The organism is Phenylobacterium sp. (genome assembly GCF_041920015.1).
Classification (GTDB): domain Bacteria; phylum Pseudomonadota; class Alphaproteobacteria; order Caulobacterales; family Caulobacteraceae; genus Phenylobacterium.
This window is the reverse complement of the sequence record NZ_JAYRST010000001.1, coordinates 59,406-86,403: the sequence shown is the minus strand read 5'-3', so window position 1 is coordinate 86,403 and position 26,998 is coordinate 59,406. Positions and strand designations below refer to the sequence as shown.

Genomic DNA, 26,998 nt, shown 5'->3' with positions numbered 1-26,998 from the left:
GAGGGATGTTCAGAACATTCCTCGCGGCGGCCTCCGCCGCCCTTTTCATGTCCGCCGAGGCGGCTGCGGCCGAGCCGGCCATCGTCTACAGGAACGCCACCCTGATCGACGGGACCGGCGCCGCGCCCCAGCCCGGCATGTCGATCCTGGTCCGCGGCGAACGCATCGAGCGGGTCTGGAAAGAGGGGCAGGTCGCCTTCAAGCTCGCACCCGACACCCAGGTCGTGGACATGAGCGGCAAGTTCGCCTTGCCGGGCCTGACCGACAGTCACGAGCACCTGGCCACCCCGCCCAACCGCCGCTTCGCCAAGGAGCAGATGAGGCGCGACCTCTATAGCGGGATCACCTCGATCCGCGACATGGCCGACGACATGCGCAACATCGCCGACCTGTCGCGCGCCACGCGCATCGGCGAGCTTGCGGGGCCGGACATCTACTACGCCGCCCTGATGGCCGGCCCCTCCTTCTTCGAGGACCCGCGCGTCCAGGCCGCCTCCCTGGGCGCCAAGGGCGGAGAGGTCTCCTGGATGCAGGCGATCAAGCCCGACACCGACATGGCGCTGGCCGTCGCCCAGGCCCGTGGCATCGGAGCCTTGGCCATCAAGATCTATGCGAACCTGCCGGGCGAGCAGGTGGCCCGCATCACCGCGGAGGCGCATCGCCAGGGGATACCGGTCTGGGCCCATGCCGCAGTCTTTCCCGCCACGCCTGGTCAGGTGCTGGCGGCCGGCGTCGACTCGGTCAGCCACGTCTGCATGCTGGCGTATGAGGCTTCGGATCAGGTCCCCAGCCAGTACCACCACCGCGCCGCCGTGCAGGAAGCGCGGTTCGGGCCAGGCGTGAATCCGAAGATCGCGCCGCTGCTGGCCGCGATGAAGGCGAACGGCGTCGTCCTCGACGCCACCGTCCGCATCTACGAGGAGATGAAGGGCAATCCACGCAGCTATTGCTCGACCGATCTGGCCGCCCGCCTGACCAACCAGGCGCTGACAGCCGGCGTGACCATCTCGGCCGGCACCGACGGCTTCTCGGCGCCCGGCGCGGCTTTCCCGGCGCTCTATGAGGAGCTGGAACTGCTGGTCGACAGGGCCGGCTTCACGCCGATGCAGGCCATCGTCGCGGCGACCCGCAACGGGGCGCTGGCCGTGCGCAAGGACCCGGACTTCGGCACGGTCGAGCCCGGCAAGCTCGCCAACCTGGTCTTCACCGACGAAGACCCGTCCAAGGACATCCGCGCGCTGCGGACGCTGACCTTGACCGTCAAGCGCGGCAAGCCGTTCCCTCGCGCCGACTTCGACCCCGCCGCCGACTTCCCCGCCCGCAACCTGGAGCCTTGAGCGGCCTTCAGCCCATGAAGCGCCCGGCGACCCAGTAGGCGATGGCGCTGATGAGCGCGGCGGCCGGCAGGGTGATGACCCAGGCGGTGACGATCTCCTTGGCCACGCCCCAGCGGACGGCCGAGACCCGCTTGGCCGCGCCCACCCCGACGATCGCGCCGGTGATGGTGTGGGTGGTCGAGACCGGCACCCCCAGGCTGGTGGCCATGAAGAGGGTGATGGCGCCCCCGGTCTCGGCGCAGAAGCCCTGCATCGGCGTCAGGCGGGTGATGCGCGAGCCCATGGTGTGGACGATCCGCCAGCCGCCCATCAGGGTGCCCAGCCCCATCGCCGCCTGGCAGGACAACACCACCCACAGCGGCACGTGGAACTCGCCGTCCGCCGGGCCCATACCGTGGGCGATCAGCAGGGCGGCGATGATGCCCATGGTCTTCTGGGCGTCGTTGCCGCCGTGGCCCAGCGAATAGAGCGAAGCCGAGACGAACTGCAGCTTTCTGAACGCTCCGTCGACCGCGAACGGCGTCAGCCGCACGAACAGCCAGGAGACGATCAGCACCAGGATCAGGGCCAGCACGAAGCCGGTGCCGGGCGAGAGCACGATGGCCAGCAAGGTCTTGTTGAGGCCGCCCCACATGACCGCCCCCGTGCCGGCCTTAGCGATCCCTGCGCCCACCAGCCCGCCGATCAGGGCGTGCGAGGAGGAGGAGGGGATCGCCGCCCACCAGGTCAGCAGGTTCCAGCCGATCGCCCCGATCAGGGCCGAGAAGATCAGGCCGTCGCTGATCAGGTCGGGCATGACCAGCCCCGCCCCGACCGTCTTGGCCACGTGCAGGCCGAAGAACAGGAAGGCGATGAAGTTGAAGAACGCCGCCCAGGCCACCGCCAGGAACGGCGGCAGCACCCGAGTCGCCACGATGGTGGCGATGGAGTTGGCCGCGTCGTGCAGGCCGTTCAGGAAGTCGAAGGCCAGCGCCACGACGATCAGGAAGATCAGCAGCGGGCCGTAGCCGGCGAGGAGCTCCACGCGCCTAGACCTGCTCGATCACGATGCCGCTGATGCGGTTCGCCACGTCCTCGAACCGGTCCATCACCTTCTCCAGGTGGCTGTAGACCTCTACCCCGACCACGAAGGCCATCGGGTCGGCGTGGCGATGGGCCAGGAACAGCGCCTTGCGGCCGGCGTCGTAGATGGCGTCGGACCGGTCCTCGATGTGGGTGATCTGTTCGGTCACCTGGTTCAGGCGGGTGACGTTCTGGCGCATGTTCGGCAGCAGGCCGACCGCCTCGCGGGTCAGCAGGGCGGCCTCGACGATGATGTCGGCCATTTCCCGCATCGGGTCCTCGAAGTCGCGCAGTTCGAACAGGCTGACCACCTTCACCGTCTTGTGCATCTGGTCGATGGCGTCGTCCAGCGAGGTCACTAGGTCCTGGATGTCGCTGCGGTCGAAGGGGGTGATGAAGGTGCGCCGGACGTTCAGTAGCACCTCGCGGGTGATGGCGTCGGCCGCGTCCTCATGCTCGACGACTCGCGCGCAGGCCGCCGCGACGCCGTCGCCGCCCTGCATCACCTCTCGCAGCGCGCCCGCACCCTCGACCAGCCTGTCCGCGTGCGCGCTGAAAAGATCGAAGAATTTCAATTCCTTCGGCATCAGCGCCTGGAACCAGCTCAGCATCGAATCCGTCCGTGGTCTGTCGTGTCGCAACCGCTGCGGCGGGATGCTCCTGCGCGCTATTAGCCGCTTCCGGGCGCGGACAGAAGGCCCCCGACGCGCGTGGGTTTGGCGCGGGTCGGCGGGGCGCCTGCGCCGTCGCGCACGAAGACGCTGATTTCCTGGCCATGCAACAGCGCTCGCCAGCCAGGACCCGGTGTGGCCGGCCGATCGGCGACCACCATGTCGGCGTGGGCGAGGCTGGCCGGATCGGGCGCGCCGGCGCTGACGATCACCGCCTCGGGCCGGCCGCGCAGGCGCCAGTAGATCAGCCTGGCCTGGGCGACATCCTGGGCGAGCACCGTCACCTGGCCAGGCCGGCCGGACGCCAGGGCGTTGGCGGCCGTCGCCTCGGCGATCAGCGAAAGCCGCGACGGGGTCTCGTCCGCCCGCCACGCGGCGTCGGCGATGGTGGAAAGCACGCCCAGAGCGACGAAGGCGCCGATCCAGACGCGCTCGACGGCCAGCCGGCCGCTGAACATGGCGAGCGCCGCCAGCACGATCACGCCGCAGGCCAGCGGCGCCAGGACCTGCGGCTGGTCGGAAAAAGCGTCGAGGGCCGCGGCGTCCCAGGCGCGGACGGCCGCTCCGGTCAGCAGGCGGCCGGCGAAGCCCGCCAGTCCGATCAGGGCCGTCAGGCTCACGGCGGTCCGCCACCAGCGGCCGCCGCCACGCTCGAACTCGCGCAGGAACGGGGCGGCGGCCAGCCACAGCAGGGGCGTGAAGAACTCGAACTGCCGGCCCCAGATACGGGCCGGATCGGCGCCGTCGGCCATGGCCAGGAGCGCGATCAGCACCAGGCTGGCCGCCAGGGCAAGCGCGGCCAGCAGGAAGGCGGCTTCCAGCGGCTCCAGGTGGAATTGGGCCCGCTTGCGCGCCCAGCGCCACCGCAGCTCGATCCGCAGGAGGCCGGTGAGGGCGGGCGCGCCGGCCAGCATCAGGCTCGCCGCCGCCATGGCGACGAAGGCTCGCCCGCCGATGGAGGCCGCCTGCGGGTCCAATCCGCCGGCGAGCGCCAGCAGGCGCGGATCGAGGAAGCTGGAGAACGGCGCGTCCAGCGGCTGGTCGGCCAGGAGCAGGACGAGGTTGGCGCAGGCCAGCAAGGCGAGCGCGAACACCACGATCCGCCCGGCGAAGATGCGAAGGTCGCGCCGCCCCAGCGCCAGGTCGGTCAGCGCCAGCAGCAGGAAGGCCGCCGCCAGGGCGAGGCCGTGGGGGCCCATCATGCAAAGCAGGCCGCAGATCGCGCCGACCGCCGCCGCATGGGCCAGCGGCCGCACAAACACCAGCCGCGCCGTCGCCAGGATCGCCAGGCCGATCAGCGCCACGGTCCATCCGGTCGGCAACACCGCAAAGGCGAAGCGATAATAGGGGAAGGCCAGGGCCAGCAGGGCGAAGGCGAGCGCGCGCCGCCGGTCCAGGCTCGGCCGCACCGCCAGGAACACGCAGCCGAGGCCGGCGAAATAGGCCAGTCCGCCGCCCACACGCATCCAGGGCACGAGGTTCTGCGTGGCGTAGGTGACCGCCCGGATCAGGAGGTCGAAGGCCGGTTCGCGGCGCTGGGCGAGGTCGGGGAACAGGTCGGGGTGCGCGGCCAGGGCCGGTCCGTAGAGCGCGCTGATGAGATGCCCAGCCTCGGCCGCAGCATAGACCGGCAATTCGTAGAACACGCGGTCGGCGTAGAACAGCGCGACGCCGGCCGCGATCAGGGCCAGCAGGCCGTAGATCGCGCGCACGCCTTGCGTCTTCGGCCGCTCCCCGGGACTCATGAACTGCACTGTGGCGGCGCGTCTTGGTCGTGGCTAGTGGCGTCGGGCGGCCGGATGGTCGATCAATGCGGAGTGCGGAATCGGAAGAAGGGCGAAAGATGCGCGCGACCATCGCATTGGCCTTGGCGGCGGCCCTGGCCGCGGCGACCTCGGCGTCGGGACAGGACCTGCTGCTGCGCGGCGGGCCGATCCATACCGGCGAGGCCCAGGTCGAGGCCCTGGCGGTCAAGGACGGCAAGGTCGCCTTCGCGGGTCGGCTCGACGCCGCCCGCAGGGCCGCGCCCGGCGCGCGCGAGATCGACCTGAAGGGCGCGGCGGCCTATCCCGGCTTCGTCGACGCCCACGCCCACCTCTCGGGGATCGGCTTTCGGGAAATGACCCTGAACCTCGAGGGCGCGACTTCGATCGAGGACCTGGTCGCCCGTCTCAAGGCCTGGGACGAGGCCCATCCCGGCCGGGAGGCGCTGTCGGGCCGCGGCTGGATCGAGACCCATTGGCCCGAGCGGCGGTTCCCGACCCGCGCCGATCTGGACCGCGCGGTGGCGAACCGGCCGGTGGTGCTGACCCGCGCCGACGGCCACGCCCTGGTCGCCAACTCCGCCATGCTGGCCCTGGCCGGCGTCACGGCGGCCACCGCCGCGCCCGAGGGCGGCCAGATCCTGAAGGATGCGGCCGGCCAGCCGACGGGCATGCTGATCGACAACGCCATGGCCCTGGTGCGCGCCAAGGTTCCGCCGCCGGACGGCGCCGCCCGCGCCGAGGCGGTCCGCCGCGGGGCGGGGGTCTACGCCGCGCGCGGCTGGACCGGCCTGCACAACATGGCCGCCAGCCGCGAGGAGGTGGCGACGGAGGAAGCCCTGGCTCGCCAGGGCCTCCTGCCGGTCCGCGTGGAGAACTACATGTCTCTGGCCGAGGGCGGCGAGGTGCTGGCCAGCGGCCCGTCGCGCGACGGGGCCGGTATGGTCGGAGTGCGCGGCGTCAAGCTGTTCATGGATGGCGCGCTCGGCTCGCGCGGCGCAGCCTTGTTGGCGCCCTATGCCGACGCCGAGGGGACGGGCCTGATCGTCACGCCGCCCCAAGTCATCGCCCAGGCGCTGGCCAGGGCCCGGACGTCCGGCGCCCAGGTCGCCATCCACGCCATCGGCGACCGCGGCAACCGCCTGGTCCTCGATGCCTATCAGCAAGCCTTCGCGGGCGATCCCGCCGCGTTGAAGGCCGCCCGCTGGCGGGTGGAGCACGCCCAGATCCTCTCGCCGGAAGACCTGCCCCGTTTCGCCGAACTGGGAGTGATCGCCTCGATGCAACCGTCCCACGCCATCGGCGACCTCTATTTCGCGCCGGCGCGCCTCGGCCCTGAGCGGCTGAAGGGCGCCTATGCCTGGGAAAGCCTGCTGCACACCGGCGCGGCGCTGGCCGGCGGCTCGGACGCGCCGGTGGAGAAGGGCGATCCGCTGGTGGAGTTCTACGCCGCCGCCTATCGCCATGACCTGGCGGGCCGGTCCGGCCCCGACTGGCGGCCGCAGGAGGCGGTCAGCCGCGCCCAGGCCCTGGCCATGCTGACCAGCGGCCCGGCCTTTGCGGCGGGACGGGAAGCCGAGCTCGGCGCGCTGACGGTCGGGCGCACGGCCGACATCTCGGTCTTCTCCGTCGACCTGCTGAGCGCGCCCTTCGACCAGATCGCCAAGGCTCACGCCGTCATGACCATCGTCGGCGGCAAGGTGGTCTACGAGGCGGCGAGATAGCCATGTCCCCGCGCCAGCGGCCGTTCGGCCGGAACTACGCCTTCGTGGCGGCGGGAACGGTGTTCATCGCCCTGATGGCCGCTGCGGGCCTGCGCTCGGCGCCGGGCGTGCTGATGCTGCCGCTGGAGCGCGCCTTCCAGTGGGATCGCGGCACGATCTCCATGGCCGCGGCGGTCGGCATCTTCCTCTATGGCCTCACCGGCCCGTTCGCCGCGGCCCTGATGCAGTCGTTCGGCCTGCGGCGCACCGTGACCTTGGCTCTGGTCCTGATGGCGGTCTCGACGGGCCTCTCGTCGCTGATGACCGAGCCTTGGCAATATGTGGCGACCTGGGGCGTGATGGCCGGTGTCGGCTCCGGCGCGGTCGCCATGGTGCTGGGCGCGATGGTGGTCAACCGCTGGTTCGTGGCGCGGCGCGGCCTGATGATGGGCCTGCTCAGCGCCTCGGCGGCCAGCGGTTCGCTGGTCTTCCTGCCGGGCATGGCCGCCCTGGCCGAGGCGGGCGGCTGGCGTCCGGTCGTGCTGGCCATCGCCGTGGTGACGGCGCTGCTCGCGCCCCTGGTCTGGCTGTTGCTGCCTGAATCGCCCGCCTCTATCGGCCAGAAGCCGTATGGCGCGCCGGAGGACTACGCCCCGCCGCCGCCGGTCCCGGCCGCCGGCGCCCTGCGCGGCGCGTTCGGCGCTTTGGCGCGCGCGGCGCGCACGCGCACCTTCTGGCTGCTGTTCGCCGGCTTCTTCGTCTGCGGCCTGACCACCAACGGCCTGGTGGGCGTGCACATGATCGCGCTCTGCGCCGACCAGGGCCTGCCCGAGACGCGGGCGGCGACCTTGCTCGCCGTCATGGGAATCTTCGACCTGATCGGCACGACCGCATCGGGCTGGCTCACCGACCGCTACGACCCGCGCAAACTGTTGTTCGTCTATTACGGCCTGCGGGGCCTGTCGCTGATGGTCCTGCCCTTCACCGACTTCTCGCTGGTCTCGCTGGGGATCTTCGCGGTCTTCTATGGCCTGGACTGGATCGCCACGGTCCCGCCCACCGTGCGCCTGGCCACTGAGGCGTTCGGCGATCAGGACGGGCCGATCGTCTTCGGCTGGATCGCCGCCGGCCACCAGGCCGGGGCGGCGACTGCTGCGATGGCGGCCGGCATGCTGCGCGCGGCCCAGGGACGCTATCTGGAGGCCTTCGTCATCGCCGGGTTCGCCGCAGGGATCGCGGCGGTCGCCTCGTTGATGATCCGTCGCCAGGCGAGGGGAATGACGGCCGCGGCCTAGAGCCCCTTAGGGTTTGGTGGAATCACCAAACCCGTTGAAAAGGGCTCTAAATCAAGACTGTAGAGCGCGTTCGGGCGGGCGAACCGCTTACACTTCGCCCTAACGCGCTCTAACGGACCTCGCGGGCCGGAACCTCGATGTCGCAGATCGAGAAGTCCGCGCCCTTGGCCTTGCGGACCCTCTCGACCAGCGCCGCAAAGGCCGCCCCGCGTTCGTCCATCACCTCGATCCGGGGCTGCTCGGCCGGCGGCATGTCGGCGGCGACCCGCACCTTGATCATCCGGTCGGGATTGGCCGGCGGCACGCCGACCGCCACGGCCTTCACCACGTCGAAGCCGACCACCGTGCGGCCCCAGACGCTGTAGGCGCGGTCCAGCCGCCGGGCGGCGGCGCGCATGAAGAAGATCTCGGAATTGCCGCTGTCCTCGGCGGCGTTCCTGCCCATCCCGACCACGCCGGGGCAATAGGCGCCCCAGGCCCGGCGACCGATGTCCTTATCGCGCTCGGCCTCCAGGTCCGACCCGGCGGCGAAGGGCGTGGCGCCGATGAAGCCTGCGATCCCGTCGCTGGACCGCACCGCCACCTTGGCGTGATCCAGGCCCTTCAGGCGGAAGGTGAATTCCGGCGCCAGGTCCGGATGGCTCGAGCCGCCGCCCCTGTTGTCCGGGTTGCCGGTCTGGTCGACGAAGTTCTCGATCACCCGATGGAACAGCAGGCCGTCATAAACGCCTTCGCGCGCCAGCAGCTTCACGCGCTCCACCGACCTCGGCGCGAAGTCCGGCCGCATCTCGACGACGATCCGGCCCTTGCTGGTGTCGATCACCAGCGTGTTCTGCGGATCGAGCGGGCGCCAGTCGGCGGCGATGGCGGGAAGGGCGAGGAGGGCCGCGGCGGCGGTGAGGGCGAGGGTGCGGATCATGCATCGACTATTGGCGAACCTGCCGCCGGCGCCCAGGGGGGCTTTGCGGAAACGCGCCGCCGTTCCGCAGGCCGCAAGCCTTACTAAGATGTAATGCAAGCTACCTTGTGATGCACGCTACCATGCGCTAGTCGATAGCGGGAACTGGAGGTTCGCGTCGTGGCGGAAGCCGTGCAAGTCCAACTGAAGAAGGGGGTGCTCGAGCTCTGCGTGCTCGCCTTGCTCTCCTCGCATGACAGCTACGCCTACGAGATCGCGAGCCGGCTGGCTGAAGGGATCGATATGGGGGAAGGCACCATCTATCCGCTGATGCGGCGGATGCAGAGCGACGGCCTGGTGGAGACCTATCTGGTCGAGAGCCCGTCCGGGCCGCCGCGCAAATATTACAAGCTGACCGAGACCGGCAAGGCGAGCTTCGTCGCCCAAAAGGCCGAATGGGCTGCGTTTTCCCGCGCGGTCGAAAACATCCTGGGAGACGCCTGATGAACCGCCAGGCCTTCATCGACCGCCTGCGCCTGGGGCTTTCGGGCCTGCCCGCCGCCGCCATCAACGAGGCGGTGGCCGACTACGAGGCTCACTTCGCGGAGGGCGCGGCCGCCGGCCGTACCGAGGAGGAGGTCGCCGCCGCCCTGGGCGATCCGGCCCGCCTGGCCCGCGAGCTGCGCGCCGAGATTGGCCTCAAGAAGTGGGAAGAGACCCGCAATCCGACCTCGGCGGCCGGGGCGATCTTCGCCGTCCTTGGCCTCGGCGCCATCGATGTCCTGGTCCTGTTGCCGATCCTGATGGCGGTGGGCGGGACGATCTTCGGCTGCATCGTCGCGGCGGTCGGCGTGTTCGTGGCCGGGGGCGTGGTCTTCGCCGCCGGACCGTTCTTCGACCCGCCGGGCGGCCCGGCTGCGGCCCTGCTGGCCGGGATCGGCCTGATGGCCCTGGCGTCTTCGGCCGCGGCGATCCTGACCATCGTCGTCGTCGGCATGGTCAACGCCCTCGTCTGGTACGGCCGACTGCACTACCGGCTGCTGAAGCCGGCCATCGACCCCGCCCAGGCGCAGGCCTGAACAAGGAGCCGCACCCATGATCCGCGTTCTCGTCCTTATCGCTGTGGCCGGTTTCCTGGCCGGCGTCGTCGCCCTGGCTGGGGCCGCCGCCCTCGGCGGCCCGGAACTGGCCGCCCGCAACTGGCGCTGGCTGATCTTCGATCACGATGGCCCGTGGGAGCACGACCGCCGCTGGGACCGACAGGCGAGCGTCCGCGTCGGCGGTCGGAGCGACCTCGGCGAGCAGGCCTCCAGGGAGCTGGCCTGGGACGGGTCGTCCCGCGCCGTCTTCGAGCTCCCGGCCGTGATCGACTATGTCCAGGGCCCTGACGCCAAGCTCGTCATCAAGGGCCCGCGCGAGATGGTCGACCGCGTCGCCCTGGCCGGCGGCAAGCTCTCCCTCGACGGCCCGATCCTGGGTGGCGCGCGGCTGCGCATCACCATGACGGCTCCCAACGTGACCGCCTTCGAGGTCGGGGGCGACAGCCGCCTGGACATTCGCAGCTTCCGCCAGGATCGGCTCGACCTGGAGGCCAGCGGTTCCTCGGAAGTTACGGTCGAGGGGCAGGTGAGGAACCTGGAGTTGGAGCTTTCCGGCTCCAGCGAGGCCGACCTTCGCCGATTGGCGGTCGAAAACGCCGATGTCGACCTGTCCGGCGCGGCCGAAGCCTCCATCGCCCCCACCGAGGCCGCCAATCTGGAGGTGTCCGGTTCGGCTTCCGTGCGCCTGGCCACCCGGCCCAAGCGCCTGGAGACGGACGTCGGCGGCGCAGGCTCGGTGACCTTCGAGGACGGCGGCAAGACCTCCGGAGCTGCTGCGCCGGCGTCCTCACGCGCGCCGGCCCCGCATGAGGCTTAAGCCCGAAGCGCCTTGATCAGCACCGGCGCCAGGCCCTTGGCGATGACGGCCACGCCCCTGGCGTTGGGATGGAAGCCGTCGCGCTGGTTGAGGGCGGGGTTCTGCGCCACCCCGGCCAACAGGTTGGGATAGAGCGCCACACCCTGCGCCTTGGCCAGGGCTGGGAAGATCGCCGCGAACTCCTGGGCGTAGGCGCGGCCGATCACCGGCGGCGGTTGCAGTCCGGCCACCACGACGCCGATCTTCCGGGCCTTCAGCCGCGCGACGATCTTCTCCAGATTGGCGCGGGTGCGCTTGGGATCGAGCCCTTGCAGCAGGTCGTTGCCGCCCAGGGCGACCACGCAGAGCGAGGTGTCGCGCTGGACGCTGAAATCCACCCGCGCCAGGCCGCCGGCCGTGGTGTCGCCCGAAACCCCGGCCCCGCGGATCACGGCCTTCGACCCCAGCCGCCGCAGCTCCGCCTGGAGCTGTGCGGGCAGCGCCGCGCTGGCTGGCAGGCCGAAGCCGGCGGTGATCGAATCGCCCAGCAGGGTGACGACCGGCGCGCCTTGCGCGAACGCGACCGCGGGCGCCGTCGACAGGGCGCCGGCGAGGAAGGTTCTGCGCGTCTGCAAAAGCATGGATGTCCTGGCCATTTCGCCATCCTATCTAGGCCATAGCCCGCCAAGCTCAATCCATCGGAGACCGCCCTTGTCCGACGTTCCGCCGCTCGCCGTCCGCAACGTCTCGCTGACGCTTCCCTCGGCGGCTGGGCCGGTGGATATCCTCAAGGACCTGAGCTTTTCCGTGGCGCCGCGCGAGCGGGTGGCGATCACCGGCCCCTCGGGATCGGGCAAGTCCAGCCTCATCGCCCTGGCCGCCGGGCTGGAGCGGCCGACCGGCGGCTCGGTCGAACTGCTGGGCCAGGACCTGGCGCGCCTGGATGAAGACGGCCGCGCCCGCCTGCGCCGCGGCCGGGTCTCGCTGGTCTTCCAGGCCTTTCACCTGCTGCCCAACATGACCGCGCTGGAGAACGTCGCCGCGCCGCTGGAGATCGCCCGGCGGCCCGACGCCGAGGCCGTGGCGCGTACCTGGCTGGACCGCGTGGGCCTGGCCGGCCGCGCCCGCCACTATCCGCATCAGCTTTCCGGCGGGGAGCAGCAGCGCGTGGCCCTGGCCCGCGCCCTGGCCCCGCGCCCGGCGCTGCTGTTCGCCGACGAACCCACCGGCAATCTCGACGCGGCCAACGCCGCCAAGGTCGCCGACCTGCTGTTCGGGCTGGTGGCGGAGGAGGGGGCCGCCATGGTACTGGTCACCCACGATCCGGCCCTGGCCGCGCGCGCCGACCGCCAGGTGCGGCTCGACGGCGGGCGCGCCTGATGCCGCTTTCCCTGCGCTTTGCGTTGCGCGAACTGCGGTCCGGGGTTCGCGGCTTTCGCATATTCCTGGCCTGCCTGGCGCTGGGCGTCGCCGCCATCGCCGCGGCCGGCTCGACGGCCGAGGCCTTCCGCCATGGCCTGGCCGCCCAGGCCCGCGAGATTCTTGGCGGCGATGTCGCCGTCACCGTCGAGCAGCGGCGCTTCACCCCTCAGGAGCAGGCGGCGCTGAACCGCGCGGGCAAGGTCGCCTGGGTGGTCAGCGCCCGCGCCATGGCCCAGGCCGCTTCGGGCGAGCGCCGTCTGGTCGAGTTGCGCGGCGTCTCCGCCGACTATCCATTGGCCGGCGAGGTCACCCTGGAGGGAGGCGGATCGCTGCGCAGGGCGCTTACACCCGCCGCGGACGGGGCGGCCGGTGCGGTGGTCGAGCGCGTGCTGCTGGATCGCCTGGGCCTCAAGCTCGGCGACCGCATTACGGTGGGAGAGCTGCCGGTCGTGATCAACGGCGTACTGGTGCAGGAACCCGACCGGCTGTCGCGCGGCTTCGCCCTGGGCCCGCGCGTCATGGTCCGGCGCGAGGCGGTCGAGCAGGGCGGCTTCCTCCAGCCGGGCCTGCCGTTCCTCGAAACCGCGCGGATCGCGCTGCCGGACCAGGCCTCGCCGGCCGAGGCCCGCAAGGCGCTGCGCCAGGCGATCAAGGACCGTGGCGTGCGCCTGCGCGACCGCAACGACGCCACCCCCGGCGTCAGTTGGCTGATCGACCAGCTCGAATATTTCCTGGGTTTCATCGGCCTGGCCTCGCTGGTCGCCGGCGGGCTCGGCGTGTTCGGCGCGGTCAACGCCTTCCTTGAGGAGCGCAAGCCGTCCATCGCCGTGCTCAAGGCGCTGGGCGCGCAGAGCAGCCTGATCCGCAACCTCTATCTTCTGCAGATCGGCGTCCTGGCCCTGGCCGGCGTGCTGATCGGCGTGGCCTTGGGCGCGGCTGCGCCCTTCGTCCTGGCCGGACTGATCCCGGACGACCTGCCGGTCCCGGCCCTGTTCGCGGTCTATCCAGAGCCGCTGTTGCGGGCCGCGGCCTTCGGCCTGCTCTCGGCCGCCGCCTTTTCGCTGGTCCCGCTGGCCAGGGCGCGCGCCACTCCGCCGGCCAGCCTGTTCCGTCGCGAGGCTTCGGGCGCGATCGGGTTCAGCCTGGAAATCGTCGCCGCCGCGCTTTCGGCTCTGGCCTTGGCCGCCCTGGCGGTGCTCACCGCCCCGACGCCGCTGGCTGCGGCCCTGATGATCGGCGGCGTGGCGGTCTCGTTCGCGCTGCTTTGGGGCATGGGCCGGCTGGCCGCCTTGGCCGCCGGCCGGCTGCGTGGCCGCGCACGCGGCGCCATGCGCATCGGCCTCGCCAATCTCGCGGGTCCGCGTTCGGCCGCGCGCACGGCCGCGCCCGCCATCGGCCTTGGCGTCGGCCTGCTCGCCGCCGTGGTGCTGATCCAGTCGAGCCTTCTGCGCCAGGTCGCTGAAATCGCACCGAAAACCGCGCCGGCTCTGGTCTTCACCGAGATTCCGGGCGGAGAGGTCGCGCGCTTCGACCGTGTGGTCGCCGCCGCCTTCGGAACGCCGCTCACCGCCGACACCTATCTGCGCGCGCCGTTCTTCACCGGTCGCATCGTCCGCATCCATGGCAAGCCGGTGAACCGCAAGGCCGTCGATGAGCGCGAGCGCTGGGCCTACGACAACGACATCTCGATCTCGGCCATCGGCCCCCAGCCCAAGGACCCGCAGATCGTCGAGGGGCGCTGGTGGCCGGCGGACTACGCAGGCCCGCCGCTACTGGCCATGGAGGTCGAGGCCGCCCGCGGCGGCGGGCTGAAGGTCGGGGATGCGGTGATGCTCTCGGTCCTCGGCCGCGAGATCGAGGCGAAGCTCGCCGTGCTGCGCAAGGTGGAGATGGGCGGCTTCGGCGCCAACTTCCCGCTGATCCTGACCCCTTCGGCCCTGGAGGGCGCAGACCTGCGCCACGTCGCCATCGCCAAGGCCAGCCGCGAGCAGGAGGCCCGCGTCACCCGCGCGCTCGGCGCCGACTTCCCGGAAGTGAACGTCATCTCGGTGCGCGAGCAACTCGAGGCGGCGACGGGTCTGTTCGACCGTCTGGCCCTCGCGATCCGGGCGGCGGCTGCGGTCGCGGCCCTGGCCGGCCTGCTGGTCCTGGCCGGCGCCATTGCCGCGCGGGCCCAGGCGCGGGTGCGCGAGGCCTCGATCCTCAAGGTGCTGGGCGCGGCCCGATGGCAGGTGCTGGGGGCCTATGTGCTCGAATACGGCGCTGTCGGCCTGATCGCCGGGGCCGCCGGCGTCGCCCTGGGCGCGCTCGCCGCCTGGCCGGTGGTGACCCAGGTCTTCAAGGCGCAATGGGCGGTCGACTGGTCGGGCGTCTTCCTGCTGGTGTCCGGCGCGGCCCTGCTGGCCGGGCTCGGCGGGGTCTCCGCATCGCTCCACGCCCTGGCCCGCCGGCCCGCCGCAGCTCTCAGAACGGAATGATCCCATTTTAAGAATCTGGTGACCGACGCAGCGGCGTACTCGCGCCCATGAGGTCCGCCCGTTCCAGTCCCGCTTTCGATCATGGCGCCGCGCTCCGGGTGCCTCCGCCCCACGATTCCCGTAGCTGGAGCCGGCTATGGGCCTGGCTGGGCGAGGACGCCCACGCCATGACCGAGGCCGGCGCCGTGCAGGTCTGCACGCCGGAAGGCTGGACGATCGCCCATTCCGGCGACTGGATCGTGCTGTCGGTCAGCGGCGACTTCCACGTTGCCCACAGCGGGCGCACCTGGGACGCCTGAGACGCCTCAGGCGGCTTTCAGCGCGCTCCAGGCCTGGTGGACGATGGCCAGCCGCTCTTCCTTGCTGGTCTCGATCTGGGTCTGGGCGTCGAACGACACGCCGGTCATGTCGCCGCGCCGCCAGCGGACCCGCACGTCATAGACCACGCCGCCCAGCAACTGCAGCACCACGAACCGCGAGGGCAGGGGATAGATCGAGGATATCTGCAGGCGCGCGCCGCCCTTGCTGAGGTCGACGATCATGCAGTCGGCCCAGTGCGCCATGCCTTGCCCATAGAACACACGCGCCCGCAGATTGGCGGACTCGCGCGCATGTTCGCGGCGGTCGAGATAGCTGGTGTCGCTCACGGGCGTATCCTTGCCCCGAAAAGACTTTCTCCAGGCTTAACCGTGGGTGCGGCCGGCGGTCGCAAGGCCGGCGCCCGGCGGGGAAAGATGCGTCGATCGGCGATAAGTCGAGGCGCCCGGTCGGAATTCCGCGCCTGCGGGCTGGCTCGGGGATCGCCTGCGTCGTATCGAAGGCTGCGCCTCACGGCGCGCCCGCTAGAGAGTGACGACGGAAGGACCCGGCTTTGGATGACTCCCTGAAGCGCGCAGCGCTCGCCTATCACCAGATCGGCCGCCCGGGGAAGCTGAGCGTCGAACCCACCAAGCCGATGGCCACCCAGCGCGACCTGGCGCTGGCCTATTCGCCCGGCGTCGCCGCCGCCTGCGAGGCCATCGTCGAGGACGCGGCCTGGGCCGAGCGCGTCACCGCCCGCGGCAACCTGGTGGCGGTCATCACCGACGGCACGGCGGTCCTCGGGCTCGGCAACATCGGGCCGCTGGCCTCCAAGCCGGTGATGGAGGGCAAGGCCGTCCTCTTCAAGAAGTTCGCCGGCATCGACGTCTTCGACCTGGAGGTCTCCTCCACCGATCCCGACCATTTCGTCCAGGTGGTCGCCGCGCTGGAGCCGACCTTCGGCGGGATCAACCTCGAGGACATCAAGGCGCCGGAGTGCTTCTACATCGAACGCGCCCTGCGCCAGCGGATGAACATCCCGGTCTTCCATGACGACCAGCACGGCACGGCCATCGTCTGCGCCGCGGCGGTGCGCAATGCCCTGACCATCCAGGGCAAGAGCCTGGCCGAGGTGAAGCTGGTCACCTCGGGGGCCGGCGCGGCCGCCTTGGCCTGCGTCGACCTGCTGGTCAGCATGGGCCTGCCGGCCGACAACATCACCCTGACCGACATCAACGGCGTCGTGCACCAGGATCGCGAGGGCCTGACGCCCGAACTGGCGCGCTACGCCCGCAAGACCGACGCGCGCACCTTGCCCGACGTGCTGGTCGGCGCGGATATCTTCCTCGGCCTCTCGGCGCCGCGGGTGCTGAAGCCCGAGTGGCTGCCCCTGCTGGGCAAGAGCCCGCTGATCATGGCTCTGGCCAATCCCGAGCCCGAAATCCTGCCGGAACTGGTGATGGCCAACCGGCCCGACGCCATCGTCGCCACCGGCCGCTCGGACTATCCGAACCAGGTCAACAACGTCCTCTGCTTCCCGTTCATCTTCCGCGGAGCGCTCGACGTGGGCGCGACCGAGATCAACGAGGCGATGAAGAAGGCCGCCGCCGAGGCCATCGCCGAACTGGCCCGCGCCGAGGTCAGCGACGTGGTCGCCAGCGCTTATGCCGGCCAGGTCCCGCTGTTCGGCCGCGACTACGTGATCCCCAAGCCGTTCGACCCGCGCCTGATCCTGGAGATCGCGCCGGCCGTGGCCAGGGCGGCGATGGAATCCGGCGTCGCCCGCCGTCCGATCGCCGACTTCGAGGCCTATCACCGCGAGCTGGAAGGCTATGTCTACCGCTCGGGCCAGTTGATGCGCCCGGTCTTCGCCAAGGCTCGCGACTGCAAGCGCCGCATCGCCTACGCCGAGGGCGAGGACGAGCGGGTCCTGCGCGCCGTCCAGACCGTCGTCGACGAGAATCTAGCCCGCCCGGTGCTGGTCGGCCGCCGCGAGACCATCGAGGCCAAGGTGCGCGAGATGGGCCTGCGCCTGGCCCCCGGACGCGACATCGAGATCTTCGATCCCGACGCCGATCCGGCCATCGAGGCGATCTCGGCCGAATACCGCGCCATCGTCGAGCGGCGCGGCGTGCCGCCGGCCGCGGCCGTCCGCCGGGCCGTGAACCGGCCGACCGTGACGGCGGCCATGCTGCTGCGCCGGGGCATGGTGGACGGCGCCCTGGTCGGCGGCGGCGGCGACTGGTGGCGGCACTTCACCTATGCGCTGCCGGTCATTCCGGCCCGGCCGGGGGTGTCGCGCATCTCGGCCCTCTCCGGGGTGATCATGCCCAAGGGCGCGCTGTTCTTCTGCGACACCCACGTCAACGTCGATCCGACCGCCGAACAGATCGCCGAATCGACCGTCCTGGCGGCCGAGGCCGTGCGCGGCTTCGGCGTCACGCCCAAGGTGGCGCTGCTGTCCCACTCCAGCTTCGGCTCGTCCAATTCGCCGTCGGCGCGCAAGATGCGCCAGGCCCTGGCGATCGTGCGCGAGCTGGCGCCGGGCCTGGCCGTGGACGGCGAGATGCACGGCGACGCGGCCCTCTCGGAGGCGGTGCGCGGCCGCTATATCTCCAGCGGCCCCCTGGACGGCGACGCCAATCTGCTGATCGCCCCGTCGCTCGACGCGGCCAATATCGCGCTCACCCTGGTCAGCGGCGTGACCGAGGGCATCGCCGTGGGGCCTCTGTTGCTGGGCCTGTCGCGGCCTCTGCACGTGCTCAGCCCCGCGACCACCGCCCGCGGCGTGGTCAACATGACCGCCCTGGTCGCCAGCCAGTCGGTTGAAGGCTAGAGCATTTTCAGCCGAAGCGGCTGCCGGTTCGGCGCAGAAAACGCCCTAAATTCAAAGAGTCTTGAGCGTGATCCAACGGATCACGCTCAAGGGCGGAGCGGGGAGGGCCATCACCGCGGCGAGCATCGTCACGGCGCCTGCGGCTTCGTCCAGTCTCCGGGTCAGGCCGGCGTCAGGGCTTCGCCTTCCAGCGCCCCGGCCAGCCGGCGGCGGATCAGGGTCTCGGCCTGGCTCATGGTCCGCTCGATCAGTTCGCGCACGGTCGGGATGTCGTGGATCAGGCCCGCGACCATGCCGCACGACCAGGCGCCGGCCTCGACCTCGCCGTCGACCATCACCCGCGGATAGACTCCGGCCACTTCGGCGGCGATGTCGGCGAAGGTCGTCGCCGCGCCCAGCCGTCGTTCAGTCTCCAGCAGCCGCTCCACCGCCGGGTTGGTCAGCACCCGTTCGGTGTTGCGCAGCGGGCGCATCACCAGGCGCGTATCCAGTTCGCTGGCGGCGATCAGCGCCTGCTTCACGTTGTCGTGGACCGGAGCCTCCTTGGTCGCCAGGAAGCGGGTGCCCATGTTGACGCCGTCCGCGCCCAGCGCCATGGCCGCCACCAACGAACGGCCGTCGGCCATGCCGCCCGAGGCGATCATCGGAATCTTCAGCTCCTCGGCCGCCCGCGGCAGCAGGATCATGTTCGGCACGTCGTCCTCGCCCGGATGGCCGCCGCACTCGAACCCGTCGACGCTGACCGCGTCGCAGCCGATGGCTTCGGCCTTCAGAGCATGGCGGACCGAGGTGCATTTGTGGATCACCTTGACCCCATGCTCCTTCAGCACCGGCAGCACCTGCGAGGGGTTGTTGCCGGCGGTCTCGACGATCTTCACACCGCCTTCGATGATCGCGCGCACATAGCCCGGATAGTCCGGCGGCGTGACCGAAGGCAGGAAGGTCAGGTTCACCCCGAACGGCTTGGAGGTCGTTTCCCGGCACTTGGCGATCTCGCGGGCCAGGGCCTCGGGCGAGCCGGTGGTCAGGGCGGTGATGATCCCAAGCCCGCCGGCCTCCGACACCGCGCCGGCCAGCGGCGCCAGGCCGACGAAATGCATGCCGCCCTGGACGATCGGATGCTCGACGCCGAGCAGTTCGGTGATGCGCGTCTTCATGGAGGTTTCTTCCCTTGTCGAATTCGATCTGGCTGGCGGCAGTATCGGTCGGCTCGGCGCTGCGCGCCATCCGCCCGCCGCCGATATTGCGGGAGGCCGGGAAGATTTCGGTCAGATTCATCTGCGACCATCGGCTTGTGTGCGCGTTGACGCTGTCCCGCGAACGGGTCAAGCTTCCCGAAACAAACGGAGCTGTTGTGTATGCAAGCGTCACAGACTTCCGGAATCAGGCCGCCGTCCGTCTTGCTGACGCTGACCGAGCTGCATCGCGCCAGCCTTGAGCTGGCCTCTCTTCCATTGGCCGCTCCGCTGCTGGCCCTGGCCCCTCGGGGCGACGGCAGCCCCGTCCTGGTCCTGCCCGGTTTCATCACCAGCGACCGGTCGACCCGGCTGCTGCGCGGCTATCTGGAACGCCAGGGCTACGACGCCCACGCCTGGAAGCTCGGGCGCAACCTGGGGCCCAAGGCCATCGGATGGGAAGGCGAGAAGCTGCTCGAGCGTCTGAGCATGATCTTCGAGACCTCCGGTCAGAAGGTCAGCGTCGTCGGCTGGAGCCTCGGCGGCATCATGGCCCGCGAGCTGGCCCGCGCCGCGCCCGACATGGTCCAGCGGGTGATCTCGCTCGGCTCGCCGTTCACCGGCGACCCGCAGGCGACGACGCCGGCCAAGCTCTACGAACATCTGACCGGCGACGCCCTGGCCGGGGAGGCGCTGGCCCGCCGCCTGCGTGAAAGCGTCGAGCCGCTGCCGGTGCCGACCACCTCGATCTACAGCCGCGAGGACGGCGTGGTGCCGTGGCGGAACTGCATCGAGCCGTCTCACGCCCGCGCCGAGAACATCGAGGTGCACGGCAGCCATTGCGGCATGGGGGTCAATCCCGCCGTGCTCTATGTCGTGGCCGACCGGCTGGCGACGCCCGTCGATGCGTGGAAGCCGTTCCGCCGCGAAAGCTGGCTCAGCGGGGTCTACCCGTCCTCGCCCAGCATCAATTGATCGGACAGGCAAAAGGCCCGGCTCGCGAAGAGCCGGGCCTTTCCGATTGAGGTGTCCGCCTTTGCTTCAGGCGTCCGCCGATCCTTCGGAGGCGTCCTTCTTTCCCTTGCCGGACTTGGCGGTGGTTTTCGCCTCGTCCTTGGCCGGTGAGACCGCATCGCGGCCGAAGCGGGCGATCAGTTCGCCGATCTCGCGCATCTGCTCGGTTCCGCGCTTGCCCTGTTCGCGCAGGTAGCGGGCCTGGATCTCGGCCACGTCCTTCAGCGAGCCGGCCTGGGCCGCCTCGCGCATGGCGCGGAACGCCTCGCGGGCGTTCTCCTCGGCCTGTTCCAGCATCCGCAGATTGACCGCACGGGTGTTCTCGCCCAGCCGCTCGCCGGCGCTTCGCAGCTTTTCACCGGTCGCCTTGAGGCCATCGGTCCAGCGCTCGGCGCCGCTCTTGTCAGTTTCGGCCATGGCCGTTTTCTCCTTGATCCTCAGAAGGCGTCGTTCAGTCCAAAGGCGGCGTGGCGTGCGCGCACCCGCTCGACGTCGTGGCTCAGCACCACGAGGTCGTGTTTGCGGCCGTCGCGGTCGCGGACATGGTCGCGCAAGACCGCCTCGGGCGAAAATCCCAGCCCTTCGAACAGGGCGATCGCGCCTTTCTGGTCGACCGTCATCTGGGCGAACAGCTTTTCGGCCCCGCCGGCCACGGCCCGGGCGAAGGCTTCCTGGGCCAGCAGGCTGCCAAGGCCGCGCCCGCGCAGCTTCTCCGACAGCACGATCCGCAGTTCGGCGGCGTGCGGCGACCAGGAGAGCGGATCGCGCACGATGGTGGCGCATCCCGCCACCTCGTCTCCGTTCCAGGCGAGCAGGGTCTCCAGGCCCGAGCCCAGTTCCCCGATCCAGGCTTCCACCACCTTGGGATGGCTGATGTCGCGGCGCAGGAACAGCAGGTCGTGCCCCGGCAGGGCGCCGGCGAAGGCCAGCACCGCCGGGCCGTCTGCGGCCTCCATCAGGCGAAGCGTCACCGCTTCGCCGTCGCAATCGAGCTGGCGGGGCAGGGCGCGTGCGTTTGCGATCTCGTTCATGCCGACCTCGGGGCGAGCCAGGAGTCGAGTTGCGGCCATAGGCGGCGCACGGCGTTGGGTCCGGCGACGAGGCTCACATGCCCTCCTTTCAGGACGATCTCCTTCTTGTCCTCGGAGCCGATGCGCGGCGTCAGGTCGCGCGAGGCCTCCGTGCGCACGATATGATCGTGCTCGGCCGCGACGTGCAGGAACGGGACCTTGATATTGGCGACGTCGACCCGCCGCCCGTCGATCTCCAGTTCGCCGGTATAGAGCTTGTTGGCGAACATCAGCTCCTTGGTGGTCTGGCGGAAATACTCGCCCGCCAACGGTAGGGTCTCGGCGCCCCAGCGGTCGAAGGCGCGATAGGACTTCACGAACTCGTCGTTCCACATGTTGTCCCAGAGCTGCACCTGGCCCACGGCCTTGGTCACCGGCCGCAGCATGTCGAACGAGGCGGCGATCAGGTCGGCGGGCATGTTGCCGAAGGTGTCGACGATGCCGTCCACGTCGAAGTGGCGCGGGTCGGCCCAGCGGTTGAACAGCCCGAACTTGCTCCAGTCGAACGGCGTGGTGAAACAGGCGAGGTTGCGCACCGGCCCGTCCGCGTGCAGCGCCGAATACATCAGCGACAGCACCCCGCCCATGCAGTAGCCGACCAGGCTGATCTGCTCCTCGCCCGACCGCGCCTGAACCTCGGCGATGCAGCTCGGGATGAAGTCGAGGACATAGTCTTCGAGCCGCAGCCGCCGCTCGTCCTCGCGCGGCGGGTTCCAGTCGATGACATAGACGTCGAAGCCGCGCTGGAGCAGGAACTCGACGAAGCTCTGCCCCTTGGCGAGATCGAAGATGTAGGCGCGATTGGTCGTGGCCATCACGAACAGGATCGGCGTGCGATAGACCTCCGACACCTGCGGCCGGTAGTGATAGAGGCTCAGCGTGCCACGGTTCAGCACCACGTCCTTGGGCGTCACGCCCGGCCGCGCGCCCGGCGAGATCAGATAGTTCCAGCCCTTGATGTTGCGGTCCCGCGCCCGTTCGATCTCGCGGCGCATGCGATCCAGAGGGTCAGGGGCCTCGGCGGCGGCGGCGCTCATCGCGGAGCCTCCGGCTGCGGCGGCTTGCGGGTGCGCGCGGGCTTGGGCGCCTCGCTCGCCGGTTCGCCCCGCGCCTCGGCGGCCTGTCCGAGGAGGAGGCCCTTGAGTTCGGCGAGCTGGCTTTCGATCCCGTCCAGCCGCTCGCCCAACACGCGGAAGTCGGCGCGGCTGGGCAGATTGGCTCGCACCAGCAGGCGTTCGATGGCCTCGCCCTGCTGCGCCTGCAGCCGCGACATGGCCGCCAGCGACTGGTTCATCACCCGGCTGACGCCCTCGTCGGCCGAGACGTCGTTGAGCACCTCGTTGGTCTGGCGCTCCCATTTCTGCAGCGCGTCGCGCCACAGGTCCAAAAAGTCCGTCGGCCGAGTCATCGGCGCACCTCCCGGGCGACCTCTCAGCGGGCCGCTCCAATAGGCGAAGCGTGGCGGCGGCGCGGCCCTCCCGTCAAGCCCTTGCAATGTAAGGGATTAGAGAAGACAATTCGCGCCGCGCGAGGAGCCGCGGCCAGCAGGCCCGTCGGTCAGAGCGCGCTGACCAGATGCCCTCCATCGACGGTGATGATGCTGCCGGTCATGTAGGACGAGGCGTCCGAGGCCAGCAGCAGCAGCGGCCCGTCCAGCTCGTGGGCCTCGCCGAACCGCCGCTGAGGCACGCGCTTCATCATCTTCTGCCCGAAGTCGGACTTCAGGAAATCGCGGTTGAGATCGGTCTCGAAATAGCCGGGCGCCAGCGCGTTGACCCGAATGCCGTACCGCGCCCACTCCATGGCCAGCGCCCGGGTCATGTGGGCGACCGCAGCCTTGGACGACGAATAGGCCGCCGCCCCGCCGCCCGGCCGGAAGGCGGTGATCGAGGCGATGTTGACGATGCTGCCGCCGCGGCCCTGCTCGCGCATCTTCAGCGCCGCCTGGCGGGCCACGAAGAACACGCCATGGACATTGACGTCGTAGGTCCAGCGCCATTCGTCCGCCTCGCAGTCGATGGCGATGCTCTCGCCGGCCACGCCCGCATTGTTGACCACGATGTCCAGCGCCGGCAGGGCCGAGATCGTCTCGGCGATCGCCGCCGGGTCGGTGACGTCCAGCGGTGCGGCGCGGGCCTTGCCGCCCGCCGCGGTGATCTCGGCGACCAGCTCCTCCAGCGCCGAGGCCCGGCGCGCGGCCACGATCACCTCGGCGCCGGATGCGGCCAGCACCCGTGCGAAACGATGGCCGAAGCCGCTGGAGGCGCCGGTGACCAGCGCCACGCGGCCGGTCAAGTCTGTCGTCAAGGTCATGAGGTTCTCCCCGCGGCGCGATCGCCGCCCAGGCGCACATCAGGCCAGAGGCGGCGGCTCCTGCAAGCCCCCATCGGCCCCGCGGCGGGGCGCCGCTCACTAAAAAATGAGCGATCCCCGCGCAGATCGTGCGCGGCCGATATTGCGGAATATCCGGACAATTCGCCGTCTCAGCCGCGCGTGTTTGACGGCTTTCTTGTGAAGCGCCAAGCTCTTGGCCAAGAAAACACCGCGGAGCCCGCCAGGCGCATCCTCGGAAATCAAAAGAGTGGGGAGGATCCGCAAGTGGAACACCTGAGCAGCCTCGACGCCTCGTTCCTGCACCTCGAAACGCCCGAAACCCCGATGCATGTCGGCAGCCTGATGCTGCTGGAATTGCCCGAAGGCTATGCGGGCGATTTCTATGACGAACTGAAGGACATGGTGGGCCGGCGGGTCCATCTCTCCCGCGCCCTGACGCGCAAATTGGCGACCATGCCCTTCGACCTGGCCGAGCCGGTCTGGATCGACGACGACGACATCGACCTCGACTACCACGTCCGCAGCCTGACCCTGCGCAAGCCGGGCAGCATGGCCCAGGTCGAGCAACTGATCGCACGGCTGCACTCCAGCCTGCTCGACCGCAGCCGGCCACTCTGGGAAATGTACGTGGTCGAGGGGCTGGAGGACGGCCGGATCGCCTTCTACACCAAGATCCACCACAGCGGCGTCGACGGGAAGGCCGGGGCCGAGCTGGCCAAGGTGCTCTACGACGCCACGCCGGAAATCCGCGAGACGCCGCCGCCGCGCCGCCGCCGGACGGGGCACGGCTATCAGCTCGGGGTCAGCGAACTGCTGCAGGCGGCGGTGGCCAATTCGGCGGCTCAGTACCGCAAGCTGGGCGACCTCCTGCCGACCGCGGCCAAGGCGCTGTCGGCCAGCGCCACCGTCATGGCCAAGAACTACCGCCCCGATGGCGGGCGTCCGCTGCCGGTCGGGGCCGCACCGCGCACCATCTTCAACTGCGCGATCACCAATCAACGCACCTTCGCCACCCTCTCCCTGCCGATGGACGAGGTGAAGGCGCTGGGCAAGCGGGTGGGCGGCACCATCAACACCATCGTCATGGCGATGTGCAGCAGCGCCGTCCGCGGCTTTCTCGCCGACCGCGACGTCCTGCCCAAGGAGTCGGTGATCGCCCTGGTGCCGGTCAGCCTGCGTGCGGCCGACGACGATTCCATGAACAACCAGGTGACGATGATCCGCGTCGACCTGGCCACCGACATCAAGGACCTGCCCGAGCGGTTCAAGGCCATCCACGCCTCGTCGGAGGCGGGCAAGGCGGTGGTGCGCGAGCTCAAGCCCGTCCTGGGCGTCGACGTGCCCATGCTGGGCGCGCCCTGGCTGATGAGCGGCATGGCCAGCTTCATCGGCCGCTCGGGCATCGCCAGCCAGTTGCCGCCGTCCGGCAACGTGCTGATCTCCAACGTCCCGGGGCCGCCGGCCAAGCTCTATGTCGCCGGGGCGGAGATGGTTCACTACTTCCCGGTCTCGATCCCCTATCACGGCAATGCGCTGAACATCACCGTGCAGAGCTACGCCGGCCGGCTGGAGCTGGGCCTCACCGCCTGCCGCCGCGCCCTCTCGGCCGAGGAGGCGCACGAATTGATCGAGCGCGCCCTGGCCGCCCTGCGCGAGATCGAGACGCTTCCTTCGGTCGAGCCCGTCGCCCCGGCTCCATCGGCCGCCATCGTCGCGGCCGCGAACCGCCGCCCGCCCGCCTCGGGCGACGGGGCGGTCTCCGCGTCGGCCTAGCCTAGCGAAGGCGCCGGCTTCCGCGGTCGTCGATCAGCGCGGCGATCTCGTCGGCGTGGGTGTCCTGGATGAACCGGCCGCCGCCCTCCAACCTGACGTGACGCAGGCCTGGAAGGTCGCGCCAGGGGTCTTCGTCGCTTGCCGCGCCCCAGAGCGGATCGAGCGCGCCGGACACCACCGTCCAGGGCGCCGGCCCGGCGAGCGGCGGCGGCTTCCAGTCCGGATAGGCGGTCTGCTCGGCGTTGAGCCCCGCGGCGGTCCTGGCGCCGCAGGTCAGGAGTTCGGCGACGGCGGCGTGCCGCCAGGCCGGATCGGCGATCAGGGCCGCGTCGGCCGGATGGCGGGCGAACAGGCGCGTCATCAGGGTTTCGGTGAGCCGCACCCCGGCCTTGCGCCGCAAGAGGCCATAGACCGCCACGATGGCGCCCGGCCGCTCGGCGCCCATCCTGACCCAGCCGTCGATCATCTTCAGGCCCGGCGGCGCGGCTCGGGGATGGCGCGGCGAGATGAGCACCCCGGCCAGGATGCGGCCCGGATGGCGCGCGGCGAAGGCGAGCGCGGCCGGCGCGCCGCCGTCGCGCGACAGCAGGCGCACCTGCTCGACGCCAATCTGGTCCAGCACCCGGGCCATGTCGTCGGCGGCCGCCGCGAACGGCGCGGTTCCGTCCGAGGTGAAATCGGTGAGGCCGAACCCCGGCCGGTCGACGCCGATCGGCCGCAGGCCCCGCTTCTGCAACGCCTCCCGCAGGCGCTGGGCCACCCGGCGCGATCCCATCCCGCCGTGCACGAACAGCACCGGGTCGCCCTGCGGCGGACCGAAGTCTGCGGCTGCGATCTGGCGGCCCTGGGCGTGGAAGATCCGCGTTGCGCCCAGCAGCCCCTCCCGGTCCGAGCGGCCGGTCTCGTCGGCTTCGGCGAAGGCGGTCAGGGCGCGGGCTTCGGCCAGGTATCGCGGCAGGTCGGCCATGCGCGTCAGTCCGGTCCGCGCCAGCAGCGCCCGCGCCTGGTCGCGCACCGTATGGATGCTGAGGCCGAGCGCGGCGGCGGCCTCGGGCAGGGGGCGGCCCTCGGCCAGGGCGTGGGTCAGGCGCATCTCGGCGGGCGAAAGCCCCAGGGCGCGGCGCAGGCCGACCTCCCGCGCCCAGTCGCAGACGCTCTCATCGGCCACGAGCTGGGTGAGGCGGGCCAGCAGCGCTGCGCGCCGCGGCGCCCCGGTGCGCCGAAGCAGGCCGCGGACGCGCTTGCGGGCCGCCGCCTCCAGTATGCCCAGCCGCGCCGCCGCCGTTTCCAAGTCGCGGGACGCGACCAGTTGCTCCAAGAGGTCGTGCTCGGCGCTGCTCAGCCCGTGCACGCGGGCGGCGAAGTCCGCAAAGCCGCCCATCCTGGTCGGGGCGAAGGCCATGGCGATCACCGCGCCGTTCCGGTCGGCCCCCGCCGTCTCGCGCCATGCGCTCGCGACCGGCCAGGCGCTGGCGACGGGCGCCCTGGCGAATGCGGTCAGCACCGGCTGGCCCCGCCGATCGGGCAGGGGCGCATAGGCGATCGCCGTCCTGGGCGGGCGCAAGGCGATGGCGGGCAGGCCCCCCTGGGGCTCGCCGAACAGGCCGCGCCACGCAGGCCCGATCCAGATCGGGCGTTCGCCGACGAAGACCGCCGCGGCCAGGCCCCAGCTCGGGGCCAGCGGGCGGCATGCGAACGGCTCTTCGTGGGCTTGCCGGATCGCCTCGAGTCCTGCGCCGCCCCGGGTTTCCAGCTCGTCTTCCAGCCGCTCCCAAAGCTCGAAGAAGCGCTCGGCCTCGAGCGCCGAGCTGCGATCGTGTGGGCGTTGCACCAGGAAGACTCTTCAGGCCTGCGGGGGCGGCCAGCTTAGCCTTGCTCGGGGCGTCTCGGCCACAACGGACGCAGGTCCAGGCGTTCCTGCGATGTCGGCGCAGGTATCCAATGCGGGGATGCGGCGTCCCCGCGCCCTTTG

Annotated in this window: 25 protein-coding genes; 12 read left to right on the top strand and 13 right to left on the bottom strand. The window is 70.7% G+C overall.

From position 1 onward, the window contains the following. The first annotated feature begins 5 nt into the window (after window positions 1–5). A complete protein-coding gene (locus tag ACE3TL_RS00400) occupies window positions 6–1,337 on the top strand; it encodes an amidohydrolase family protein (protein ID WP_374576680.1) in 1,332 nt (443 codons plus the stop codon). A 7-nt stretch (window positions 1,338–1,344) separates the two neighbouring features. Here the strand turns inward: ACE3TL_RS00400 and ACE3TL_RS00395 are convergent, their stop codons facing one another. From ACE3TL_RS00395 to ACE3TL_RS00385, 3 genes are read right to left on the bottom strand one after another with little or no spacing between them, the layout of a single operon-like run. Next, complete coding sequence (locus ACE3TL_RS00395; protein WP_374576679.1) at window positions 1,345–2,361, bottom strand: anion permease; 1,017 nt, start codon at window positions 2,359–2,361, stop codon at window positions 1,345–1,347. Window positions 2,362–2,365: 4 nt separating this feature from the next. Next, the gene (locus tag ACE3TL_RS00390; protein ID WP_374533353.1) at window positions 2,366–3,010 is read right to left on the bottom strand and encodes a DUF47 domain-containing protein; all 645 of its coding nucleotides are present in this window, start codon (window positions 3,008–3,010) and stop codon (window positions 2,366–2,368) included. A gap of 59 nt (window positions 3,011–3,069) precedes the next feature. Beyond that, on the bottom strand, window positions 3,070–4,782 hold the full coding sequence (locus ACE3TL_RS00385) for a hypothetical protein (RefSeq protein ID WP_374576678.1): 1,713 nt from the start codon (window positions 4,780–4,782) through the stop codon (window positions 3,070–3,072). Window positions 4,783–4,913: 131 nt separating this feature from the next. Between ACE3TL_RS00385 and ACE3TL_RS00380 the strand changes: the two genes are divergently transcribed. Together ACE3TL_RS00380 and ACE3TL_RS00375 are read left to right on the top strand one after the other, a co-directional pair. Beyond that, the gene (locus tag ACE3TL_RS00380; RefSeq protein ID WP_374576677.1) at window positions 4,914–6,557 is read left to right on the top strand and encodes an amidohydrolase; all 1,644 of its coding nucleotides are present in this window, start codon (window positions 4,914–4,916) and stop codon (window positions 6,555–6,557) included. A 2-nt stretch (window positions 6,558–6,559) separates the two neighbouring features. Beyond that, window positions 6,560–7,831 (top strand): MFS transporter, encoded by a 1,272-nt coding sequence (locus tag ACE3TL_RS00375; protein WP_374576676.1) that lies wholly within the window; start codon window positions 6,560–6,562, stop codon window positions 7,829–7,831. A gap of 109 nt (window positions 7,832–7,940) precedes the next feature. Here ACE3TL_RS00375 and ACE3TL_RS00370 read toward each other — a convergent pair whose 3' ends face one another. Next, complete coding sequence (locus tag ACE3TL_RS00370; RefSeq protein WP_374576675.1) at window positions 7,941–8,750, bottom strand: peptidylprolyl isomerase; 810 nt, start codon at window positions 8,748–8,750, stop codon at window positions 7,941–7,943. A gap of 159 nt (window positions 8,751–8,909) precedes the next feature. Here ACE3TL_RS00370 and ACE3TL_RS00365 point away from each other — a divergent pair, with 159 nt between their 5' ends. The 3 genes from ACE3TL_RS00365 to ACE3TL_RS00355 are packed head-to-tail and all read left to right on the top strand — an operon-like array spanning window position 8,910 to window position 10,646. Then, window positions 8,910–9,233, top strand: a complete 324-nt coding sequence (locus ACE3TL_RS00365) for a PadR family transcriptional regulator (protein ID WP_374576674.1) — start codon at window positions 8,910–8,912, stop codon at window positions 9,231–9,233. Then, window positions 9,233–9,808, top strand: coding sequence for a DUF1700 domain-containing protein (locus tag ACE3TL_RS00360; protein WP_374576673.1), 576 nt, complete (start codon window positions 9,233–9,235; stop codon window positions 9,806–9,808). The genes ACE3TL_RS00365 and ACE3TL_RS00360 overlap by 1 nt, the downstream gene beginning before the upstream one ends. A gap of 16 nt (window positions 9,809–9,824) precedes the next feature. Then, the gene (locus ACE3TL_RS00355; RefSeq protein WP_374576672.1) at window positions 9,825–10,646 is read left to right on the top strand and encodes a GIN domain-containing protein; all 822 of its coding nucleotides are present in this window, start codon (window positions 9,825–9,827) and stop codon (window positions 10,644–10,646) included. On the opposite strand, the gene ACE3TL_RS00350 is transcribed toward ACE3TL_RS00355, so the two are convergent. After that, window positions 10,643–11,266 carry an arylesterase gene (locus tag ACE3TL_RS00350; RefSeq protein WP_374576671.1) on the bottom strand — a complete coding sequence of 208 codons (624 nt, stop codon included), beginning with the start codon at window positions 11,264–11,266 and terminating at the stop codon, window positions 10,643–10,645. The genes ACE3TL_RS00355 and ACE3TL_RS00350 overlap by 4 nt on opposite strands. 70 nt (window positions 11,267–11,336) lie before the next feature. Between ACE3TL_RS00350 and ACE3TL_RS00345 the strand changes: the two genes are divergently transcribed. The 3 genes from ACE3TL_RS00345 to ACE3TL_RS00335 all read left to right on the top strand — a co-directional run bounded on the left by ACE3TL_RS00345 (window position 11,337) and on the right by ACE3TL_RS00335 (window position 14,823). Then, a complete protein-coding gene (locus ACE3TL_RS00345) occupies window positions 11,337–12,005 on the top strand; it encodes an ABC transporter ATP-binding protein (protein ID WP_374576670.1) in 669 nt (222 codons plus the stop codon). Continuing rightward, the gene (locus ACE3TL_RS00340) at window positions 12,005–14,524 is read left to right on the top strand and encodes an ABC transporter permease (RefSeq protein WP_374576669.1); all 2,520 of its coding nucleotides are present in this window, start codon (window positions 12,005–12,007) and stop codon (window positions 14,522–14,524) included. Before ACE3TL_RS00345 ends, ACE3TL_RS00340 begins: the two co-directional genes overlap by 1 nt. Before the next feature lie 98 nt (window positions 14,525–14,622). Beyond that, window positions 14,623–14,823 (top strand): hypothetical protein, encoded by a 201-nt coding sequence (locus ACE3TL_RS00335; protein WP_374535096.1) that lies wholly within the window; start codon window positions 14,623–14,625, stop codon window positions 14,821–14,823. 6 nt (window positions 14,824–14,829) lie between these two features. On the opposite strand, the gene ACE3TL_RS00330 is transcribed toward ACE3TL_RS00335, so the two are convergent. Further along, the gene (locus ACE3TL_RS00330) at window positions 14,830–15,171 is read right to left on the bottom strand and encodes a PilZ domain-containing protein (RefSeq protein ID WP_374576668.1); all 342 of its coding nucleotides are present in this window, start codon (window positions 15,169–15,171) and stop codon (window positions 14,830–14,832) included. A gap of 224 nt (window positions 15,172–15,395) precedes the next feature. On the opposite strand from ACE3TL_RS00330, the gene ACE3TL_RS00325 reads away from it, so the two are divergent. Continuing rightward, window positions 15,396–17,660, top strand: coding sequence for an NADP-dependent malic enzyme (locus ACE3TL_RS00325; protein WP_374576666.1), 2,265 nt, complete (start codon window positions 15,396–15,398; stop codon window positions 17,658–17,660). Between the two features lie 161 nt (window positions 17,661–17,821). Here ACE3TL_RS00325 and ACE3TL_RS00320 read toward each other — a convergent pair whose 3' ends face one another. Next, a complete protein-coding gene (locus ACE3TL_RS00320) occupies window positions 17,822–18,817 on the bottom strand; it encodes an NAD(P)H-dependent flavin oxidoreductase (protein WP_374576665.1) in 996 nt (331 codons plus the stop codon). A 243-nt stretch (window positions 18,818–19,060) separates the two neighbouring features. Here ACE3TL_RS00320 and ACE3TL_RS00315 point away from each other — a divergent pair, with 243 nt between their 5' ends. Then, window positions 19,061–19,810: a hypothetical protein gene (locus ACE3TL_RS00315; RefSeq protein ID WP_374576664.1), complete on the top strand. Its 750-nt coding sequence runs from the start codon at window positions 19,061–19,063 to the stop codon at window positions 19,808–19,810. A 66-nt stretch (window positions 19,811–19,876) separates the two neighbouring features. Here the strand turns inward: ACE3TL_RS00315 and ACE3TL_RS00310 are convergent, their stop codons facing one another. From ACE3TL_RS00310 to ACE3TL_RS00290, 5 genes are all read right to left on the bottom strand, one after another. Continuing rightward, window positions 19,877–20,266, bottom strand: a complete 390-nt coding sequence (locus ACE3TL_RS00310) for a phasin family protein (RefSeq protein ID WP_374576663.1) — start codon at window positions 20,264–20,266, stop codon at window positions 19,877–19,879. A 20-nt stretch (window positions 20,267–20,286) separates the two neighbouring features. Further along, window positions 20,287–20,880, bottom strand: coding sequence for an N-acetyltransferase family protein (locus ACE3TL_RS00305; RefSeq protein WP_374576662.1), 594 nt, complete (start codon window positions 20,878–20,880; stop codon window positions 20,287–20,289). Further along, window positions 20,877–21,956 carry an alpha/beta fold hydrolase gene (locus ACE3TL_RS00300; RefSeq protein ID WP_374576661.1) on the bottom strand — a complete coding sequence of 360 codons (1,080 nt, stop codon included), beginning with the start codon at window positions 21,954–21,956 and terminating at the stop codon, window positions 20,877–20,879. The genes ACE3TL_RS00305 and ACE3TL_RS00300 overlap by 4 nt, the downstream gene beginning before the upstream one ends. After that, on the bottom strand, window positions 21,953–22,327 hold the full coding sequence (locus ACE3TL_RS00295; RefSeq protein ID WP_374576660.1) for a hypothetical protein: 375 nt from the start codon (window positions 22,325–22,327) through the stop codon (window positions 21,953–21,955). The genes ACE3TL_RS00300 and ACE3TL_RS00295 overlap by 4 nt, the downstream gene beginning before the upstream one ends. Window positions 22,328–22,476: 149 nt before the next feature. Continuing rightward, window positions 22,477–23,232 (bottom strand): SDR family NAD(P)-dependent oxidoreductase, encoded by a 756-nt coding sequence (locus tag ACE3TL_RS00290; RefSeq protein ID WP_374576659.1) that lies wholly within the window; start codon window positions 23,230–23,232, stop codon window positions 22,477–22,479. A 285-nt stretch (window positions 23,233–23,517) separates the two neighbouring features. Between ACE3TL_RS00290 and ACE3TL_RS00285 the strand changes: the two genes are divergently transcribed. Next, window positions 23,518–25,026: a wax ester/triacylglycerol synthase family O-acyltransferase gene (locus ACE3TL_RS00285; protein WP_374576658.1), complete on the top strand. Its 1,509-nt coding sequence runs from the start codon at window positions 23,518–23,520 to the stop codon at window positions 25,024–25,026. A 1-nt stretch (window position 25,027) separates the two neighbouring features. Here ACE3TL_RS00285 and ACE3TL_RS00280 read toward each other — a convergent pair whose 3' ends face one another. Beyond that, on the bottom strand, window positions 25,028–26,857 hold the full coding sequence (locus ACE3TL_RS00280) for an alpha/beta fold hydrolase (RefSeq protein ID WP_374576657.1): 1,830 nt from the start codon (window positions 26,855–26,857) through the stop codon (window positions 25,028–25,030). Window positions 26,858–26,998 lie beyond the last annotated feature (141 nt).

Bases quoted from the DNA above. Each gene is read 5' to 3' on its own strand.
- ACE3TL_RS00350 (WP_374576671.1), bottom strand. From the start codon at position 11,266: ATGCTTTTGCAGACGCGCAGAACCTTCCTCGCCGGCGCCCTGTCGACG.
- ACE3TL_RS00340 (WP_374576669.1), top strand. From the start codon at position 12,005: ATGCCGCTTTCCCTGCGCTTTGCGTTGCGCGAACTGCGGTCCGGGGTT.
- ACE3TL_RS00305 (WP_374576662.1), bottom strand. From the start codon at position 20,880: ATGAACGAGATCGCAAACGCACGCGCCCTGCCCCGCCAGCTCGATTGC.
- ACE3TL_RS00310 (WP_374576663.1), bottom strand. From the start codon at position 20,266: ATGGCCGAAACTGACAAGAGCGGCGCCGAGCGCTGGACCGATGGCCTC.
- ACE3TL_RS00400 (WP_374576680.1), top strand. From the start codon at position 6: ATGTTCAGAACATTCCTCGCGGCGGCCTCCGCCGCCCTTTTCATGTCC.
- ACE3TL_RS00390 (WP_374533353.1), bottom strand. From the start codon at position 3,010: ATGCTGAGCTGGTTCCAGGCGCTGATGCCGAAGGAATTGAAATTCTTC.
- ACE3TL_RS00300 (WP_374576661.1), bottom strand. From the start codon at position 21,956: ATGAGCGCCGCCGCCGCCGAGGCCCCTGACCCTCTGGATCGCATGCGC.
- ACE3TL_RS00360 (WP_374576673.1), top strand. From the start codon at position 9,233: ATGAACCGCCAGGCCTTCATCGACCGCCTGCGCCTGGGGCTTTCGGGC.
- ACE3TL_RS00290 (WP_374576659.1), bottom strand. From the start codon at position 23,232: ATGACCTTGACGACAGACTTGACCGGCCGCGTGGCGCTGGTCACCGGC.
- ACE3TL_RS00370 (WP_374576675.1), bottom strand. From the start codon at position 8,750: ATGATCCGCACCCTCGCCCTCACCGCCGCCGCGGCCCTCCTCGCCCTT.
- ACE3TL_RS00375 (WP_374576676.1), top strand. From the start codon at position 6,560: ATGTCCCCGCGCCAGCGGCCGTTCGGCCGGAACTACGCCTTCGTGGCG.
- ACE3TL_RS00320 (WP_374576665.1), bottom strand. From the start codon at position 18,817: ATGAAGACGCGCATCACCGAACTGCTCGGCGTCGAGCATCCGATCGTC.
- ACE3TL_RS00355 (WP_374576672.1), top strand. From the start codon at position 9,825: ATGATCCGCGTTCTCGTCCTTATCGCTGTGGCCGGTTTCCTGGCCGGC.
- ACE3TL_RS00295 (WP_374576660.1), bottom strand. From the start codon at position 22,327: ATGACTCGGCCGACGGACTTTTTGGACCTGTGGCGCGACGCGCTGCAG.
- ACE3TL_RS00380 (WP_374576677.1), top strand. From the start codon at position 4,914: ATGCGCGCGACCATCGCATTGGCCTTGGCGGCGGCCCTGGCCGCGGCG.